The organism is Bacillus sp. EB V-12 (genome assembly GCF_056158125.1).
In genome coordinates this window covers 137,216-155,786 of record NZ_JBUXJL010000009.1, presented here as the reverse complement: position 1 = coordinate 155,786, position 18,571 = coordinate 137,216, and the positions used below count along the sequence as shown (strand labels likewise).

The window sequence follows — 18,571 nt, the reverse complement described above, 5'->3', positions numbered from 1 at the left end:
TCTTTTCGATATTTAAGCATATACAGAGGTGGAAATATGAAACGAAATCTTGTTTTGGTGGGTATTTTTTTATTTGGATTAGGTATTTTTTTATATCCTACTATTAGTAATTGGTTGGCGACTCGTGCACATTATTCTGAGATTAGCTCTTACGATAAGAAGATCAAAGCGCTACAAAAGAAAGAAGTCGAACGTAGGGAAAAAGAAGCAGCCGAATATAATAAACAAGTTCAAACTTCTGCGAAAACATTTACAGATCCATTTTCTGAAAAAAAAAGTAATTATCAAGCGTATGCTGATGTGTTAAATTTAGGAGATGTAATGGGGTATATTGAAATATCGAAAATTAATATAAAACTGCCAATCTATCAAGGGACCTCTGAGGAAGTATTGGGTCGCGGGATAGGTCATTTAGATTTTTCTTCGCTCCCGGTAGGTGGAGAAAGTACGCATACTATTTTAACAGGGCATCGTGGTTTACCATCAGCAAAATTATTTACAGATTTAGATAAGTTGAGCAAAGGAGATCTTTTTTATATTCATTCTTTAGACAAAGTTCTTGCTTATAAAGTAGATCAAATTAAAGTAGTGTTACCACACGAAACGGACGATCTACAAATTGTACAAAAAAAAGATTATACAACTTTAATTACGTGTACGCCTTATGGAGTAAACACCAATAGATTGCTAGTTCGAGGTGTGCGTGTGGAGTTAAACGAGAAAGAAAAACAAAAAGTGAGTACAGAGATATTTATATTTAATAAGTGGACTGTAATAGTTCCAATCCTATTGTTATGTGTGTTTCTAGTCGTAATTTATAAGAAAAGGTTAACTAGATAGAATGTATTTATTTATTTATTTATTTATTTATTTATTTATCCTGCATTAATGGGAAGTGGGACCGGAAATTCAGAGATAAGTAAAGAAGGTATATAGGGGATTGAAGTAAATCATCATTAATAAAAATTTCATTTTATTCGACTATAGAAAAAATACGGTAAAGGTGGGAACAAAGGAATTGAGGCTACGATTAAAGCTGGTAAGTATTCATTTTATTGTTTTGTTAATGTTAAGTGTAAGTTTTGTCGTATATGTACCAAAAGAAGCATATGGATCCACGATAAACCTAGAAAGTCTAGGTGATATATCGCGTTATAATGCTGTTGTTTTTGGTAACCATAAAGCAGTAGGTGGCGACATTGAAGGGGCAATTGCAGTTCAAGGTGACATGGATGCATCGGGGTATACGATTGTAGGTGCTGCAGCGGGAACATCTAATATAGTAGGTGAAAAATGGGTTGATGAGGGATATCCGTCTTTGTTATTGTCTGGAAAATTTAAGAAATCAAGAGAAGAATCTTTTATCATTCAAAACGGAATAGTTGTAATGACAAAAGAGAGTGATCCAGATCGCATCATACAATCTTCTTATGATCGTATCGTTTATAAAGAAAAACTAGAAATTGACGCGAAATTTAATGAATTTCGCAATATAGTGAACCAAGTCAGTAAAAATGCAGGTCAATATAAAACGAATACCCCTATTCCAAATATGAGTCATGGAATCGGAAAAGATATAAACAATCCTAATATTTATGTTTCATCAGAATTGACAGGGAAAATCAATTTAGATATAAGAGATGTATTTTTACCGAGTGCTAAGGACAAAGATTTTATTGTTATGTATTCGGATGCGATAGAGGTTACATTTAAAAATGGGGCTATTCTATATGACAAGAACAATATTGGAAGGGCTACGGATATAATTCCCACATCACAACCCTATTCTCCTAATTCACCATTTACTGAGCTATACAGTAAAATGATTTGGGTTTTTCCTAATGCGAAAAAGATCACAACAGAAGGATATGGTGTTGTTGGAAGTGTGTTTGCTCCCAATGCTGTATTAGAAACAAAAGGCGGTTCGATTAATGGACAAGCATTTGTCGGTGCGGTACAACAAACTGGTGGATTTGAGTTTCACAATTTCAAATTTAACTGGAAACATTGGAACAAGCCTAGTACAGGAAAAGTAAAAATAAAAAAGGTTGATAGTAATAATGATAATAAAAAATTGGTGGGAGCAAAGTTTAAAATTGAAGATTTAAATGGGAAAATAGTTGGAGAACTAGTAACAAATGAAGAAGGAGAAGCGATATCAAAAGACTTATCAATAGGAAACTATACTTTAGTGGAAAAAGAAGCACCTAAAGGTTACGAATTATTAAAAGATAAAATAGCTGTAAAAGTAGAGAAAGATGCAGTAGTAGAAATTAAAATAGGAAATAAGAAATTGCCAGATCCAATGGGGAAAATGAAGCTTGTGAAAGTAGACATAAGTGATAAAAATAAAAAGCTAGCAGGAGCAAAGTTTAAAATTGAAGATTCAAAAGGAAAAATAGTTGGAGAACTAGTAACAAATGAAGAAGGAGAAGCGATATCAAAAGACTTACCAACAGGAAACTATACCGTAGTGGAAGTAGAAGCACCTAAAGGTTACGAATTATTAAAAGATAACATAACTGTAAAAATAGAAAAAGATGCAGTAGTAGAAATTAAAATAGGAAATAAGAAATTGCCAGATCCAATGGGGAAAATGAAGCTTGTGAAAGTAGACATAAGTGATAAAAATAAAAAACTAGCAGGGGCAAAGTTTCATATAGAAGATTTAAATAAAAAAGTAGTTGGAGAACTAGTAACAAATGAAGAAGGAGAAGTAATATCAAAAGACTTACCAATAGGAAACTATACCGTAGTGGAAATAGAGGCGCCTAAAGGTTATGAATTATTAAAAGATAAAATAGCTGTAAAAATAGAAAAAGATACAGTAGTAGAAATTAAAATAGGAAATAAGAAATTGCCAGATCCGAATGGGCAATTTGAAATTGAAAAAGTTGATGATACGGATAGTGAATTAAAGCTAAAAGGCGCTGTATTTCAAGTGTTAGATAAAGAAGGGAAAGAAGTTAGTAGATTAATAACGGATGAAAAAGGAAAGGTAATTTCCAACCAATTAGCAATTGGAAAGTATACGATTAAAGAAATAAAAGCACCGAACGGATACATGTTACTTAGAGATCCAATAGAAATAGAAATTACAGAAGCAGTAAAGACACAAAAAATAACAGTGAAAAATGCGAAGAATAATTGGGTAATTCCTAATACTGGTGGGAGCGGAACAACAATTTTTTACGTGATTGGTATTATGCTAATGTTTGGTGTGCTATATTTCTGTAAGAAAAATCGTATATTATGAACTAATTTTATAGAGTTAGACAGATTGTTGCGTTAGAGAGTTTTTAGGGCATGAGTTCGGTATTGTACTGGACTCATGTTACTAAATTTGTTGAAGGAGGAAGCATAATAGTAAACATAGAATATATTAATGAATTAAAATATTTAAGAGGTGAAAATGGTGGTAATAAAACAAGACGAAATTAAAGTAGTTGTCGGAGCTGGAGTGTTTAATAATAATCCAGGCTGGATTCAAACACAAGAAGATGAACTTAACTTACTAGATAAAGCTACGTGGGAAGAAAGATTTGAATACAACTCTATTTCAGCTATTTTAGCTGAGCATGTATGGGAACACCTTACTTTTGAAGAAGGTGTAAGAGCAGCTGAAATTTGTTATGAATTTTTAAAACCATCTGGTCATATTCGGTGCGGAGTCCCTGATGCATTCTTTCAGGATGAGGCATATCAAAATATAGTTCAAATAGGGGGCCCCGGTCCGAAAGATCATCCAGCAGCAAGTCATAAAATCGTTCATAATTATAAAACATTAACGAAAATGTTTGAAACTGCTGGATTCGAGGTAGTTTTACTTGAATATTGTGATGAAAATGGTCGGTTTTATTACAACGAATGGGATGCAAACGACGGTGTTATTTTCCGTTCGAAAAGGTATGATTCTAGAAATAAAGGCGATAAACTTGGTTTTCCATCGCTAATTGTCGATGCGATTAAGCGCTAATCATTCAACAAAAAAAGGAGTTAATCCTATGATTTCATAAGTCGCAAATGCGGCTTTTTTATTTGTACGTAAATCTATATTTAATTTTCAATACTATATAACTCGATTTAGAAAATATTTAAGTTTTTCTCAGCGTCATTCGCTTTAAATTAACACTTCGTTGACATAAATATTTATTTTATATTTATATTCGTGTAAAATGAAATAAGAACATATATTCTATATAAGGAGGCAATCAAAATGATAGCTGAAATTGGGAAACTAACTGATGGATATATTGTAAAATTTGAACGTGAATTTCCATATACGGTAGAGGAAGTTTGGTCTGTATTAACAGAAAACAGTAAGCTGAAAAAATGGATGTCCAATTTACAGATTGAAAGCCTTAAAACTGGTGGAATAATAAAGTTCGACATGATGGACGGTTCATTCATAAATATTGATATTTTAGAGTGTCAACTAAACTCAGTACTTGAATTTACTTGGGATAAAGACCGTGTCCGATTTGAAATACATAAAGAGGAAAATGGTACTCTTTTACTTCTTAAAGAGTACATTCATGAATTAACAGATCATACACCGAGAGATGTAGCTGGTTGGCATATTTGTTTAAATCTTTTTTCTTGCGTTTTAGAAGGAGAAGAGAAAGAATTTTCTAAAGATGAATGGCAACAATGGTTTGAAATATACAAGGGTAAGATTCATGAAGTTAGAGGATAATTACATAATAGGTAATATTCATTATGTAATTATTATATTATAAAAATGCTTTTATGGATAAATAAGAATAGAGGTTAATATGAAAGTAAATCAATTAATTGCTAATAACATAAATAAATTAGATGCAACTATACCGTTTAATAAATCGTTTGGAATTGCTGGGTTATCTGGATCGGGTAAAACAACTTTTTGCCAAACAATTGGTGAAGAGTCAAAAAAACGATTAGTTTCTTTATTACCAAAGGCTGAATATCAATATTTATTTCCTAACATTATGGAAACAAATTTTAGTGCTATTAAGATGGAAGAAATGCCATTAGTACTTTTTTTAGGGAAATCATCGATTTCGTCTAATCCACGTTCAACGATTGGTACTCATACTGGTGTTTTTACAGAGGTTCGGGAAAAACTTGCTGAAGTATTTAATCTTTCTCCAGAGGTCTTTTCATTTAATAATCAATTAGGCTGGTGTACTGGTTGTAAAGGCCGTGGTACTACAAAAAATGTTGAGTGTAAAAAATGTAAGGGAAAACGTTATAGTGAAGAAATTGAAAAACATGAAATTGATTTGTTGGCCAAGCCACATTCAATTTCAAATATTAATGATTTAAGTGTTGAATCTATTCTTTCAATAGCAAAAGAATTAAATATTAGTGAAGAAAAACAGCATATACTGCAAAATATTATTAATATGAACATTGGTTATTTAACATTAAATCGAATTATGGGTACGTTGTCAGGTGGAGAGTTAACACGACTTTATTTGGCTGAATTCATGGCAGTAAGTGAAAATGCTGTAATTATTATTGATGAGATTTCAGTTGGACTTGATCATGAAACATTATTGAAAATTTTGGAAGAGATTAAACGATTAGGGTGTAAAAATCAAATTTGGCTTATTGATCATTCAGATACGGTACTAGATACAACTGATGAGCAATTGTTCTTTGGACCTGGTAGCGGAAAATATGGCGGGAAAATTGTGAAAGAATCACCAAGACCAAAGTCAATACTGTGGGATCGAAATAAAGAAATACCAACAGAATATTATACATTCTATGATTTATATTGCCGTAATATCCAAATGGAGGAGTTTCAAATTCCTAAAAACAGGCTTGTAACGGTTACAGGAGAATCAGGATGTGGGAAATCTACACTTGTCAATGAATGTCTAGCTACAGATTTCTTGAAAAGATATCCAAAAGATAAATTAGTTATGGTGGGACAAGACCGAAATCAATCAATTACAAGTCGATCAACTGTAGCAACTTTCCTAGATATTAAAAAGAAACTAACAAAGTATAGTGAAGACATTGATGATATTTTTGAGCGCTCGATTGAGGATATTATTGATGAACTTCCAAATGAAGATATCGCTTATAAACGTTTGAGCCTACTAATTAAATTAGGACTTGGCTATTTAACATTAGAGAGAAAAACACAAACATTATCGACAGGTGAGTTTCAATGTGTTCATTTAGTTTCGGAATTATTTGCAAACACTAGAAATCCACATACATTATTCATTTTTGATGAGCCTTCAAAAGGTTTATCACAAAATATTTTAAATCAATTTATCGATAGTATTAGAGGTATTCTGCAAGATGAATCAGTTTCTATCATTATGATTGAGCATAATCGTTACATGTTAGAAAGCTCTGATTATATAGTTGATTTTGGAAAAAGGCAGAATGAATCTGTAGAGCATTTGGATGTTGTTAATCATGAGGATTACTATCGTCAAAAAAGTAATGTGAATAGCACAGAGAAAATAAATATCTCTTCAATGCTTAAGCAGAAAAAAGGAGTTCACTATTTAGAAGAAAATCATATTAACTATTTTAAAAATGCTGAAAATGTTTATAAGGGCGGTATTTTAAAAAGTTTATCATCAATGGCTAGGTTAATTTATGGTGAATATGAATCTGATACAATCGCACCTGTTATTGCTATTGATCTTGAAAGACATTTATATAGTCAATATAGTTTCTTATATGAGATTGGTGGATTAATTAATCATATTGTAGCTGCTCATCCAATTAATAAAGATACGAGAAGTTTTGATTTCTATTCACAGGACAATCATTGTCCATCCTGTTCTGGACGTCTTCAGATTGAAGTTTTTGATAAAGATATTGCCATTCAAGATAAAAGTGTTCCATTTTGGGATGGGCTATTCGATCCAGAAATCATGAAGGTATTAAAATTTTATCAGCATGAAAAAATAGAATTTCTATTCGAAGAAATAAAAAATGAGATTGGTCACGATTTGTCAAAGAGCTATAATGATATGTCAGAAGAAGAAAAGCATACGTTTTGGTACGGATATTTTGAAAAATCATTTTATGATAAAAAAGGAAAGACACGCAGAACATGGGTAGGGTTTAATACAATTATTGGTGGATATATTGTTATTTCAAAAGCACCTATTAAAGAAGAAATTAAGAGTTCAAAAAAAATGATGAAATGTCCAATTTGTGAGGGGACGGTTTTAAATCATCATAAACCACTTAAATTTGGTAACGTAGATATTCGTGAAATAATCAATCAGCCTATTAATAAAGTATTGAAAACAGTTGGTGATTTACCGGCACTTGTTAAATTGAAGTCTATTGTTGGTGGCGATATGGTATTGACGGAAGATGTTTCTTTATTGCCAAGAAAAGCACAAGTTGCATTGAAAATGTTTGAATTAGAACAAGCAAGCTTTTCAAACTATGAAATGGTGTTACAAAATGTCTTACCATTCTGGGGCGAAATAAAAGGAAATATCGAATCCATTAGTGTTAATAATCAAGTAACTGTTTGTGATTTCCCTAATGTTTATGAAACGAGAGAAACCATTATAGATAAGTATTTCACAAATGGTAAATATAAAAAACTTACGTATGTATACGAAGCATTTGGATACAAAAAATTAGTTACCCAAATTAATAAAATTAAAAAAAGTAATCCATGTCCATTTTGTAAAGGTAAGAAAGTGATAACCGAAGATAATCTACATGATGGTGTCTTTAAACTAACAATTCCATGTGTAACTTGTAATGCAAGTGGTATTAATGACGAAGGGTTAAAAGAAGTTGTCGAGGGCGTGGATGTACAAACGTGGTTAACTGGAAAAGCAAGTGATGTTGTGAATGAAAGCTTATTAACAGAAGCTGTTGGAAAAATACCAATTTTTAATCGCATACGTGAGTTGGATAAACGAGATATGATGGCGGTTTATGAATGTTTAGAGAAAAATAACTAATGATGGATTTGTCAATTGTAGTAGTCATAAAATAGGAATATAGATTTTTAATTATGTAAATATAACATGTTAAATTATCGTTTAAATCGTCAAAAAAAACGATTGACCCTCACACAATGTCATTGTTTAAGATAAAGTTGAGCTTCAAAGTAGATGTAACTTATAGGAGGAAATCATGTTTAAAATAGGGGATTTTTCAAAACTATCTTCCATTAGTATACGAATGTTGAGACACTACGATAAAGTGGAATTACTACAACCAGTAAAAGTCGATGAGCAGAGTGGATATCGATTTTATTCAGCAGACCAATTAAAAAAAGTAAATCAAATTCAAACGTTAAAAGCTATGGGGTTTAATATTGCTACCATCAAAGAAATAATAGAATGCGATAATATAGATACCATAAAAGAGCAATTTTTAAATCGTAGTGCTCAAATTAAAGAAGACATGAATAACCTCCAAAAACAATTACGTCTCCTTGAAGACTCAATGAAAACGATGAGAGAGGATGTTGTTGAGATGAATTATCATGTTTCAATAAAAGAAATTCCAGAAAGAACTGTAGCTAGTGTTAGAAAGATTATTCCATCGTATAATTGCGAAGGTGATTTATGGAGTGTATTAATGCAAGAAATTCAAATGAAAAATATTAGTATTGCCCAACCGAGTTATAGTATTGCGGTTTTCCATGATCGTGAATACAAAGAAAATGATGTAGATATAGAAATACAGCTAAGTATTCTAGGTAAGCACGAAAATACAAAAGACGTTACATTTAAAAATATGGAATCGACTAATGTAGCTTCTATAACAGTTAATGGAAGTTATGGACAGATGACAGCTGTAAATGAGGCTGCGGCAAAATGGATTGAGACAGAGGGTTACAAATTAGCAGGCCCGATGTTTAATATTTATCATGTGAGCCCAGCGATGGAATCCGATCCTAATAAGTGGGTTACAGAAGTTTGTTATCCAATAAACAAATAAGTAATAAAAAAAGGCATGTTTTATGCCTTTTTTTATTTTATTAATATCTCAAAATATATAATTTTTCCTCTTTACAGTTTTCGTATCGGACTACATAAGGCAATAAAGACTTCAATTATTTTAGTAAAAACAGCTAAAGCAAATATAAATACAGGATTGTAGGCTGAAATAATTCCACCTACTAATGCCCCCAATGGCATAGATAATCGTGTAAGTACACGAGAAAAACCTAAAACACGTCCTTGCAAATTGGATGGAACAGTTTCCTGCCGAATTGATGTAACAATCGTATTCCATGTGATATTACATGTCATCGCGATACCGAAAGCAATTCCGGGAGCAAGCCAATATGTACTCCATAAAGCAAATGTTAATCCAAGCGCTCCACAAAATAGGAGTAAAGGAATAAGTATACCACGTCGAAATTTCTTTTCTAAAGGAACGGCAATTAAGCTTCCTAAAAGCCCACCTATTCCTATTAAAGTATAATTATAACCACTTTGTGCGGAGGTAAGATTTAATGTCGATAATAAATAATACATAAGTAGACCTAAAACAGCACTTGCTCCAAAGTTACCTACCATAGCTTGAAGTGACAAAGCTATATTTAACCGATCATTTTTGAGCCATTTAAATCCATCAAACAAATCATTTAGTACATTTTGCAATATTTTTTTATCAGTATTCTTTTTATTTAAGTTTTTCATAGAAGGTAATATAATCACAGCAATTAATGTAGCAATAAATGAAAGAGCATTAATCCAAAGTACTTGAAAGCCGCCAATAAAAGATATGAAAAGCCCAGCTATGATTGGACCAAACAAACTAGCCAATTGATTAACCATTTGATATAAAGAATTAGCCTTCGTTAATGATGCACCTGCGATGTGTGGAATGACTGTAACTGTTGTTACATCAAAAAGCATGGACATAACTGCTAAGATAAAAGTAATTACGTATAAATGCCAGACTTCTAATAGATGTAATGCATGTAGAATTGGTACGAGACTTACTAAAATAATATTGATAATATCCGCCATCCAAAGTAACTTTTTTCGATCATATCGATCAACTAGTACACCAACTAAAGGGCCAAATAAAACGATTGGCAATACGTTAACAGCAAATAAAGAACTCATAATTACAGCTGAACCAGTTAATTGATAGGCAATCCAAGGCATTGCAAAAGTATATAGTGAATCCCCGATTCGTGAAATGAGTAAACCAAAAATAAAAATCTTGTATTCTTTTGAAAAAGTTGTCTTGCCAGTTAATCTTCGTTCTTGTACAAATTTCACAATTGTATGAACCACCTTTAGTAAAGAGGAATTTGAAAATAATCCGTCCAATACGTATTAAATATAGAATTCTGTAAGAAGTTGTTGAATCCTACCTTTATAAGGTTAATTTTATATAAAAGTGTAGGGAATAGAAATTAGGGCGGCTTTTATTGGATGAGGCGGTATGATTCGAGAACAAAAGGGGTTGCTGGATAAAGAGTTAATCTTATGACCTTTTCCGCAATTATTGTTGTTAGCAGAACTTTTGAAAGAAGATCCTACATTAATATATCCCTTTTTTAGTTAATAATAGCCTCCTTAATACTAGTTAATACAAGGAGGCATTAAATTTTTAATAATTAATGATATGTGTACCCTCCATCAGGAAATAATACATTACCCGTAGTAAAACTATTTTGCATTAAATATAGGACAGTATGTGCAATTTCATCATTATATCCAGCTCGTTGTACAAGTGAAAGAGATTTATAAGCTTCGTAAGCAACTAGTCTATTTTCATTTTGTTCATTTTCTCTTTGTATTGTTCCAGGAGAAACCACATTAACTCTAATAGGAGCTAATTCCACAGCTAAGGCCTTCCCTAAACTTTCAATAGCACCATTGCAAGCTCCATAAGCAGGCGCACCTTTAAGTGGTCTTTGACTAAAGGCACCGGACATTAACACGATCGATCCAGAGTTTGAAAGAAAAGGAATTGCATATTTTACGGCATAATATTGAGGCCAAAACTTTCCGATGAAGCTACTTTCAGCAATTTCCTCTGTAGAGGTAATTGGTCCAAGTGTATAAGAGGCTCCCGGTGTGAATAAATGATCAAAGTTCCCAACTGTCTTGAAAAAATTTTGTAATTGCTCTTTATTTTGATTATCCAATATATAAGTTTGAAGATGATTGTTATTTATTACTTCTCGAGCAACTTTTAATTTTTCTTCCGAGCGTCCGGTAATAATAACATGTGCGCCTTGTTTAATTGCTTGAGTTGCTGTTGCTAATCCAATACCAGAACTCCCGCCAATGATAACAATACGGCTATTTTCTAATGTAGTAATAGACATATTTTAGCCACTCCTTTAATAAAAAACTTTAGAATATAACTGTGCTATGCTTTTATTATTCGCTAAAAGGGAGCAAGTGAAAAGTACGCACTTTATATGTACATAGTCGCAAATTTCGTACTAATTGCTATTTATGCGGATAAGTAATACGAAAAATTTCTACATATTGTTTATCCCGCATTAACGGGCAGTAAAACTCTCACCTCAAAGTTAGGAAAATGCAAGGAAGTTAGGTAAGAGATCAACTGCCCGTAAAAGCCCGATTGGTTCAACTAATAATCAGTGTGGGATGAACAAAACCCCCACTGATTAAAGTTTCACTTTATGATATCTGAGGAGAGGTGAGAAAAATGGATTTACAAGAACCGAAGTTAAAAGGGGTAATAGCAACATTACAAATAATCGGTGGGAAATGGAAGCCGCTCATTTTATTTATTTTGCTAACAGATGGAACGAAACGTTTTGGTGAATTAAAGAGATTAATACCAGATATATCTCAAGGGACGTTAGCAAAGCAATTACGTGAATTAGAGCAAGATCAACTAATAAAACGCGAAATTTATCAAGAAATACCACCTAAAGTAGAATATAGCTTAACTGAACATGGAAAAACAGTCAGTACTGTTTTGGATAGTATGTGTAGTTGGGGAAGAGGGCATTTAGAATATATAGATAAAGATAAACCATAAAAATATTATGTAAACTTATTGTAGTTTGAAGGGAAATGTTGTTTTAATAATTTGTATTTTATAATATATAATTAAGGAGTGTCGTAGGTTATTATACATATTTAATTTATTTTTACAAAGGGGAAGTAATAAGATGAACGAATTAGAGTATAAAAGCTTCTATGATAAAGTAGGAAGATTAAATGGATGGGATTTTAGTAAAATAAAATGTGAAACTGTAGGAGATACATGGGACTTTTATAGTGAGGTAAAAGAAAGGTGTAAACCATCACATATTTTACTTGATGTTGGTACAGGCGGAGGAGAAAATGTACTTAACATAGCATCATCAGCTAAAGTGTTGATTGGAATTGATAATTCTAACGGCATGATTGAAACGGCACATTCCAACTTGAAAAAATCAGGTGTACAAAATGTTGAGTTTCTTCAAATGGGTTCTGAAGCGTTAACGTTTCAGAATGCCCATTTTGATATCGCTTCAAGTTGTCACGCACCGTTTATAGCATCTGAGTTAGCGAAAGTAATGAAACGAGGTGCTTTTTTCTTAACGCAACAAGTAAGTGAGAATGATAAATTAAACCTGAAAGAAGCATTTGGCAGAGGACAATGCTTAGATGAACGAGATGGCACTTTAAAAGAAAAGTATATGGATGAACTTATTAGTGCAGGATTTGATCTCGTGCAAGTACGTGAATATGATGTTACTGATTATTACAGTACGTCTGAAGATCTCATTTTCTTATTAAAACATACGCCTATTATTCCTAGATTTGGAGAAGAGGAAGAAGATTTTACTATTTTACAAAAGTTCATTGAAACGAATAGTTCTGAAAAAGGGATTCGTACGAATTCAAAAAGATTTATGATTATCGCTGTTAAATTATAATATATTTTAGTGTAAAAGCTGCTTTTCTTTAAATGAAAAGCAGCTTTTTGTGTGGAAAAGAATACAGGAAATACTTGAAAATAATAGAAATAAATAAAGTATAAATTAAAAAATCAAAATATGGAGGATAAATGTTTTGAAACGTTACTATATTAGCAATGAAAAAATAAATGTACATATTACTGAATGGGGGAATAATGACAAGCCCGTTATCTTTTGTTTACATGGATTAGGTAGTACGAGTTTAAGTTTTATAGAAATTGCTGAAGAATTAAAAGAAGAGTATAGATTTATCTCCGTTGATGCACCTGGACACGGTAAAACCCCGCCATTTGAAAGAACAGAAGATTATGAGATGCAAAATTTAGCAAATTGGTTAAATGAAATAATAAATGAATTGAGAATCGAACACTTCTATTTTCTATCACATTCATGGGGAAGTTTTGTAGCGTTATTTTATTTGTTAAATCATCCAGAAAAAGTACAAGGAAGTATTCTTATTGATGGTGGATATCAAACAAAAAGGCTTCAAGAAGAAGCGTTGGAAGAAGAAATTGCTTATTATGAAAAAGACTTTGATGAATACGTTTTTAATAATTGGGACGAATTTTTCAAAAGTGAAAAAGAAGCTTATACTAGGTGGTCTTCATTGTTAGAAGTTGCTGTAAAGGATCTAGGGATCGAAATGGATAATAAAGTATGGTGGCATGCCAGGGGAAATACAGCTAGTAATATAATAAGAGATATGCATAAAGATGAAACAATAGATATATATGAGAAGCTACCGGCTAATATTGTATTACTTCGAGCTAAAGTCCCACAAGTTTGGGCGGATTATAGAGATAAGACAGCAAATGTTTTTAAAGAGAAAACGGACAGTATAGTAAAAGTAATTCCTGATACTACACACATGTTGCACTGGGATAAACCAGAAATTGTTATAGCGGAAATAAAAAATAATTGGAGCTAACATATTCATACTAAAGTTGTAGTTTCTATATGAAAAATCCATCCTTCCGTTTGATTTTATCTATTTATAAGTGTAATACAATACGAATAGATAATAAGAAATGAGGGGGAATGTAAAATGATTACACATATATCAGATATAAAACTACAAACGGTTTCCATAGAAGGGGTAAAACAAGTTTATAAGGACATATTATCTTTTCCAATAAAAAAAGAAACAGCATCCTTCATTCAATTTGAAGTAACACCTTATACAACAATTAGTTTTCAAGAAGTGTATGAACCAATCGCACCTGCACATTTTGCTTTTGAAATCCTATATTCAAAATTCCATGAAACAGCAAAATGGTTAAAGGACTCTGGATTACTCATTGTAAAATGGCAAAATGGAAATGTAATTGGTGAAGAGAATGGTCTATTCAATTTATACTTTAAAGACGGAGATGGAAATCTACTCGAAATTATCGCACATAGTTATGTTAAAGAGGATGTATTAGTACCACACTCACCTTTAAACATTTTATACGTAAGGGAAATTGGTCTTCCTGTTAAAAGTGTACCTGTTTTTACGGAATGGTTAAAATCAAATCTAAATATGAAAACGATGGAAGATGGGGATATTTTTAACTTTGTTATAGGTGGCACTGCATATATCGTCGCGACTTGGTGGCAGCGACCTTGGATTCCAATCGCGATGAAAGCTCTATCACCGAAAGTATACGTTTCTTTCGGAACACCAGACGTCGCATTTTTACAGCGAATCCAAAATAACTTTAAGAAAAATAGTGTATCATTTGAATGTAAACGTAATGAAGTATCATTTATTGAGCAAGGATATACATTTTCAATCGTGCATACATCAGAGTTTCATTCTGATATTCCTAAACAATTAAACTTACCGCTTTCTATTTAAGGATGAAAAGCGGTAAGTTTTTTGTATATTCGTGAAGAAGGTTTTAGCTAGGGTTACAGTGAATTTAAAGAGAAGTACAAGGTGTTATTTTAATTTATGTTAAGGGGAGAAATGAAGTGGTTTTAGGTAATCCAATTGCAAAAGGGAATACTGCAGAAATTTATTTAACTGATGATAAGGTTGTAAAATTATTTAAAGATTACCTCCCAGATACAGAGTCTATGAATGAAGCAAAAAAACAAAAATATGCGTATTCATGCGGGCTGCCAGTTCCAAACGTATTTGAAGTAATAAAGATACAAAATAGACAGGCAATTATTATGGAACATGTAAAAGGGGACAACATTGGTGATCTTCTGCTTAATAATTTAAATGAGGCAGAGCGTTATATCGGCCTTTGTGTTAATGAGCAAAAAAAAATCCATGCTATACATGTAAATACAGATGAAATGGAGTTAATGAGGGAAAGGTTAGAGAGTCAAATTAAATCTGTACATAAATTGGATGAAAACAAAAAGAAAAACATATTACTAAAATTAGATTCTATTACATTTGATTTTAGGCTATGTCATGGAGATTTCCATCCATTTAATTTAATTTTGAGTAAGGAAGAGAAAGTGAAAGTTATAGACTGGGTAGATGCTAGTTCAGGGGATATTCGCGCAGATGTATTTCGAACATATTTGTTGTACTCACAATCTTCGGTAGAATTAGCTGAGATGTATTTACATATATATTGCAGTCGTACCGGCTTATCAAGAGATGAAGTTTTTCAATGGGCTCCTATAATTATTGCAGCTAGATTTTCTGAAAAAGTATCACCGCAAAATGAAGTGTATTTGAGAAGATTATTGAATCAGTATTTATAAGTCATAAAAAAGGTTGTCAGCTAATTAATAAATGCTGTTGTTTAACCAAAGTTTCCTTGCAGTTAAACAACGGCATTCTTAAATATTGATATAGGTATTCTTATTTTCGATCTTCATCCTATAAAGGTTCATAATCCGTACTTGTTCCTCCGTTAATTCTTCTTTATCCCAATACATATGCATTAAGCTATATTCAAAAATCTCCTTTAATTTAATAAATAACGGAAACTTGTCTTTCATCTCTTTTGGTAGCTCATTTTCCTCTTGGTAGCCTTCAAATAGTGCTTTTGTAATAGAATACTCATAGTCAACGATATTCCCATTTCCAGCAAATGAATATTCTATCGCACTATAAATAGGAACGGCTAAATCGAATATGTAAAAATGTTTTTGGAATGAATCCAAGAGAATACCAACTTAACAAAATGCCTATTCAATCATTTGTTAAACTAAATTTAAATAAAGAAGGGGCGTTTAAAATGAATATTTCTAGAAAAATAGAGGTTGAACAGTTACGAGATAGGAAGAGTGAGCTATTTGATAAAGAGGTACTTAACATATTAAATGGTCAAGTTATGTATGAAGAATTTAAAAACGAAAAGCTAATGGGTGATTCTGATTATGCACCATTTAATGAGGCAATGTGTGTGAACTCGGCTACTACTCAAGTTTTTAATGAAGAGTTTATTAAAACAAGAGCGAAAGGACATAACAGTTCAGTAGAAAGTTATATAAAAAAGGTTATAGATCCGTTAGAAAACCTTTTTACGAAAAAGTATAAATGTATTGTTCTATGGTTTGGTGAAGATATGTTTTGCCAAATGAACCTACTTACCATACTTTCTCACCTTGAACAGTCTGCTTATGAAGGGAAGGTATACTTAAATAGCTTTAGAGAGGATGAATTTAAAGTAAATCAAATTGAACTTGAATTGGGGAATTATTCTTCTATATACAATGAAGTATTAGTAAACCATAAAAAGACCTCTCATAAGGTACCACCTGTAATGTATCAGGCTATAGACTTATTTTTAGAAATGTTAACAGAAGATAATGCAGTAATGAAATTCATCTCTAAAAATAAAGATTTATCAACTCGTGAATTATTAATAAAGTTGTTTTATCTTTTTCCAACAATCGGATATGGAGATACTCAGTACATAGAGCTGATTAATAAAATAAAGAAGAAAGCTACACCAAAAATATAGGTGCAGCTTTCTTCTTATAATTGCTCAAGTAATTCTAATTCTTTTTCTACAAATAGCATTAGTTCTTTAATTGTTTCACCAGAAAAATCAAAACGAATACCGGCTGCATCATACACTTCTTTTATAGATTGCGAGCTTCCTAGTGATAATGCCTTTTTATAATTTTCTAGCGCTTGCTTAGGATCCTCTTTATATTGTTTATACATTTGTAATGCACCAAGTTGGGCGATCGCATATTCAATATAATAAAATGGTACTTCAAAAATATGGAGTACAGGTAACCAACTCGTTGCTATCCAGTTTTCGTAGCCATCAATATGTATGACGCTAGACTGATAATGTTTTTGAAGTTGTAAGTATTTTTCATTTCTTTCTTCAGAAGTATGACTTGGATTTTCATACAGCCAGTGTTGAAATTGATCGACAATAAGCATAATAGGTAAATATGAAATAACATCTTTAAAGAAGTTAATTTTTGCTTGTTTTAAATCTTTTTTGTCTGTATAGAAGGTATCCCAATAATTAAGCGAGAATAACTCCATTGTCATACTGGCTAGCTCAGCTGTTTCAGCTGGAATTTCTATATACTGTCGTAATTTTAATGGTTTTATGAGTTCGTTATGAATACTATGACCCATTTCATGTATAAAAGTGACAATATCATCTTGTGTATAATTTAAGTTCATAAAAATATAAGATAATTGTGAAGCTGGTAAGTACTCACAAAAGCCACCAGCTGCTTTTCCTTTGCGGCTTGTTAAATCAAGACAATTGTGTTTATACATTCGGTTTAAAAGTGCTGAAAATTCAACATCTAGTTTATTAAAGATATGAGTGCTCTTTTCAATTAAATCATTTTCATTTGCAATAGGTTTAAGTACTTTTTGATCTGGAGTTACAGCTGATACATCCCACGGGCAAAGCGTATCCAATTGCAGTTTATCTTTTTTCTCTAACAATATTTTATCTTTAAGAGGCACAACATACTTACGTATGGATTCAGCTAGTTCATAGCAATCTATCGCTGAATAATCAAAACGCTCGTATTTTTTGAACATATAATCGCGATAATTCTCTAGTTGAATATTTTTTGCTTTTTGATGGCGAATTTCAATTAATTGATTTAATATGTTTTGGAGTTCTTTTTCAACAGATAAAAATTGTTCAGAAATAATGGTTTTTGCCTTTTTACGGGTGTCACGATTCGAATCTTGTAAATAGGATTGTAATTCTGTTATCGTTTTTTCTTCTCCGTCCCAAATTCCACTTAATCCTCCAGTGATTTCAAAGTACTCTGTGACTAATTTGTCTTCCTGTATTTCTAATTCGATATTTTCCTCACAAAATAACTTTTGAGCATTTTTTATTTTTGTATCTAATAAACCATATACATTAGAATCTAATTCCATTCGAAAAGGTGACTCTAAATATTTATTATCCAATAAATTTTGGTACCGCTTTAAAAGTGGCTTTACAAATTGTTGATCATGTTCAAAAGTATCTTTTATTTCTTCATCATCCGTATTACATTGAAAGGCGATATAATGTGATCTTAATTGTTCTTCGATTTCCCAAATCACTTTTGACTGCTCTTTTAACCAATTTTCAAGGTCTAGTTTTGAAGAAATCATTTTGTTTAATAAAGACGAAAGAGTTTTTTCTAATTGTAGTACATTACTAATATCAATCGTATGTACACGTTGCATTATATATCCCTCACTTTTTATTTATTCATAGAGATATTCTA

The 18,571-nt window shown here is 31.8% G+C and carries 16 protein-coding genes; 12 read left to right on the top strand and 4 right to left on the bottom strand.

From position 1 onward, the window contains the following. Nucleotides 1–36: 36 nt before the first annotated feature. The 6 genes from ACZDYH_RS23660 (at nucleotide 37) to ACZDYH_RS23635 (ending at nucleotide 8,934) form a co-directional block, all read left to right on the top strand. Complete coding sequence (locus tag ACZDYH_RS23660) at nucleotides 37–840, top strand: class C sortase (protein WP_204311123.1); 804 nt, start codon at nucleotides 37–39, stop codon at nucleotides 838–840. A gap of 178 nt (nucleotides 841–1,018) precedes the next feature. Further along, complete coding sequence (locus ACZDYH_RS23655) at nucleotides 1,019–3,256, top strand: SpaA isopeptide-forming pilin-related protein (protein WP_458869523.1); 2,238 nt, start codon at nucleotides 1,019–1,021, stop codon at nucleotides 3,254–3,256. A 159-nt stretch (nucleotides 3,257–3,415) separates the two neighbouring features. Next, entirely contained in the window at nucleotides 3,416–3,976 is a 561-nt protein-coding gene (locus ACZDYH_RS23650) for a class I SAM-dependent methyltransferase (protein ID WP_006929239.1), read from the top strand. A 240-nt stretch (nucleotides 3,977–4,216) separates the two neighbouring features. Further along, entirely contained in the window at nucleotides 4,217–4,696 is a 480-nt protein-coding gene (locus tag ACZDYH_RS23645) for an SRPBCC family protein (protein WP_000559843.1), read from the top strand. A gap of 79 nt (nucleotides 4,697–4,775) precedes the next feature. Next, nucleotides 4,776–7,946, top strand: a complete 3,171-nt coding sequence (locus ACZDYH_RS23640) for an ATP-binding cassette domain-containing protein (protein ID WP_163093424.1) — start codon at nucleotides 4,776–4,778, stop codon at nucleotides 7,944–7,946. Between the two features lie 175 nt (nucleotides 7,947–8,121). Beyond that, nucleotides 8,122–8,934, top strand: a complete 813-nt coding sequence (locus tag ACZDYH_RS23635) for a MerR family transcriptional regulator (RefSeq protein ID WP_139849657.1) — start codon at nucleotides 8,122–8,124, stop codon at nucleotides 8,932–8,934. Between the two features lie 71 nt (nucleotides 8,935–9,005). Here the strand turns inward: ACZDYH_RS23635 and ACZDYH_RS23630 are convergent, their stop codons facing one another. Together ACZDYH_RS23630 and ACZDYH_RS23625 are read right to left on the bottom strand one after the other, a co-directional pair. Beyond that, nucleotides 9,006–10,232, bottom strand: a complete 1,227-nt coding sequence (locus ACZDYH_RS23630; protein WP_163093423.1) for an MFS transporter — start codon at nucleotides 10,230–10,232, stop codon at nucleotides 9,006–9,008. Between the two features lie 341 nt (nucleotides 10,233–10,573). Then, on the bottom strand, nucleotides 10,574–11,290 hold the full coding sequence (locus tag ACZDYH_RS23625; protein WP_139849659.1) for an SDR family oxidoreductase: 717 nt from the start codon (nucleotides 11,288–11,290) through the stop codon (nucleotides 10,574–10,576). A gap of 350 nt (nucleotides 11,291–11,640) precedes the next feature. Between ACZDYH_RS23625 and ACZDYH_RS23620 the strand changes: the two genes are divergently transcribed. The 5 genes from ACZDYH_RS23620 to ACZDYH_RS23600 all read left to right on the top strand — a co-directional run bounded on the left by ACZDYH_RS23620 (nucleotide 11,641) and on the right by ACZDYH_RS23600 (nucleotide 15,616). Next, nucleotides 11,641–11,979, top strand: coding sequence for a winged helix-turn-helix transcriptional regulator (locus ACZDYH_RS23620; protein ID WP_000365529.1), 339 nt, complete (start codon nucleotides 11,641–11,643; stop codon nucleotides 11,977–11,979). A gap of 133 nt (nucleotides 11,980–12,112) precedes the next feature. Next, nucleotides 12,113–12,865 (top strand): class I SAM-dependent methyltransferase, encoded by a 753-nt coding sequence (locus ACZDYH_RS23615; protein ID WP_139849660.1) that lies wholly within the window; start codon nucleotides 12,113–12,115, stop codon nucleotides 12,863–12,865. 136 nt (nucleotides 12,866–13,001) lie between these two features. Continuing rightward, nucleotides 13,002–13,835 carry an alpha/beta fold hydrolase gene (locus tag ACZDYH_RS23610; RefSeq protein ID WP_474887295.1) on the top strand — a complete coding sequence of 278 codons (834 nt, stop codon included), beginning with the start codon at nucleotides 13,002–13,004 and terminating at the stop codon, nucleotides 13,833–13,835. A gap of 117 nt (nucleotides 13,836–13,952) precedes the next feature. Next, nucleotides 13,953–14,747 carry a VOC family protein gene (locus tag ACZDYH_RS23605; protein WP_233936370.1) on the top strand — a complete coding sequence of 265 codons (795 nt, stop codon included), beginning with the start codon at nucleotides 13,953–13,955 and terminating at the stop codon, nucleotides 14,745–14,747. A 116-nt stretch (nucleotides 14,748–14,863) separates the two neighbouring features. After that, nucleotides 14,864–15,616, top strand: a complete 753-nt coding sequence (locus ACZDYH_RS23600) for an aminoglycoside phosphotransferase family protein (RefSeq protein WP_409531979.1) — start codon at nucleotides 14,864–14,866, stop codon at nucleotides 15,614–15,616. A 78-nt stretch (nucleotides 15,617–15,694) separates the two neighbouring features. Here ACZDYH_RS23600 and ACZDYH_RS23595 read toward each other — a convergent pair whose 3' ends face one another. Further along, entirely contained in the window at nucleotides 15,695–16,021 is a 327-nt protein-coding gene (locus tag ACZDYH_RS23595; RefSeq protein WP_002006075.1) for a hypothetical protein, read from the bottom strand. Here ACZDYH_RS23595 and ACZDYH_RS23590 point away from each other — a divergent pair. Beyond that, on the top strand, nucleotides 16,012–16,824 hold the full coding sequence (locus tag ACZDYH_RS23590) for an AraC family transcriptional regulator (protein ID WP_231691984.1): 813 nt from the start codon (nucleotides 16,012–16,014) through the stop codon (nucleotides 16,822–16,824). The genes ACZDYH_RS23595 and ACZDYH_RS23590 overlap by 10 nt on opposite strands. A 14-nt stretch (nucleotides 16,825–16,838) precedes the next feature. Here ACZDYH_RS23590 and ACZDYH_RS23585 read toward each other — a convergent pair whose 3' ends face one another. Further along, complete coding sequence (locus ACZDYH_RS23585; protein ID WP_474887291.1) at nucleotides 16,839–18,530, bottom strand: M3 family oligoendopeptidase; 1,692 nt, start codon at nucleotides 18,528–18,530, stop codon at nucleotides 16,839–16,841. Nucleotides 18,531–18,571: the final 41 nt, after the last annotated feature.

Coding starts and splice junctions, on each gene's coding strand:
- ACZDYH_RS23640 (WP_163093424.1), top strand. CDS start 4,776: ATGAAAGTAAATCAATTAATTGCTAATAACATAAATAAATTAGATGCA.
- ACZDYH_RS23605 (WP_233936370.1), top strand. CDS start 13,953: ATGATTACACATATATCAGATATAAAACTACAAACGGTTTCCATAGAA.
- ACZDYH_RS23585 (WP_474887291.1), bottom strand. CDS start 18,530: ATGCAACGTGTACATACGATTGATATTAGTAATGTACTACAATTAGAA.
- ACZDYH_RS23590 (WP_231691984.1), top strand. CDS start 16,012: ATGAATCCAAGAGAATACCAACTTAACAAAATGCCTATTCAATCATTT.
- ACZDYH_RS23660 (WP_204311123.1), top strand. CDS start 37: ATGAAACGAAATCTTGTTTTGGTGGGTATTTTTTTATTTGGATTAGGT.
- ACZDYH_RS23620 (WP_000365529.1), top strand. CDS start 11,641: ATGGATTTACAAGAACCGAAGTTAAAAGGGGTAATAGCAACATTACAA.
- ACZDYH_RS23645 (WP_000559843.1), top strand. CDS start 4,217: ATGATAGCTGAAATTGGGAAACTAACTGATGGATATATTGTAAAATTT.
- ACZDYH_RS23635 (WP_139849657.1), top strand. CDS start 8,122: ATGTTTAAAATAGGGGATTTTTCAAAACTATCTTCCATTAGTATACGA.
- ACZDYH_RS23615 (WP_139849660.1), top strand. CDS start 12,113: ATGAACGAATTAGAGTATAAAAGCTTCTATGATAAAGTAGGAAGATTA.
- ACZDYH_RS23625 (WP_139849659.1), bottom strand. CDS start 11,290: ATGTCTATTACTACATTAGAAAATAGCCGTATTGTTATCATTGGCGGG.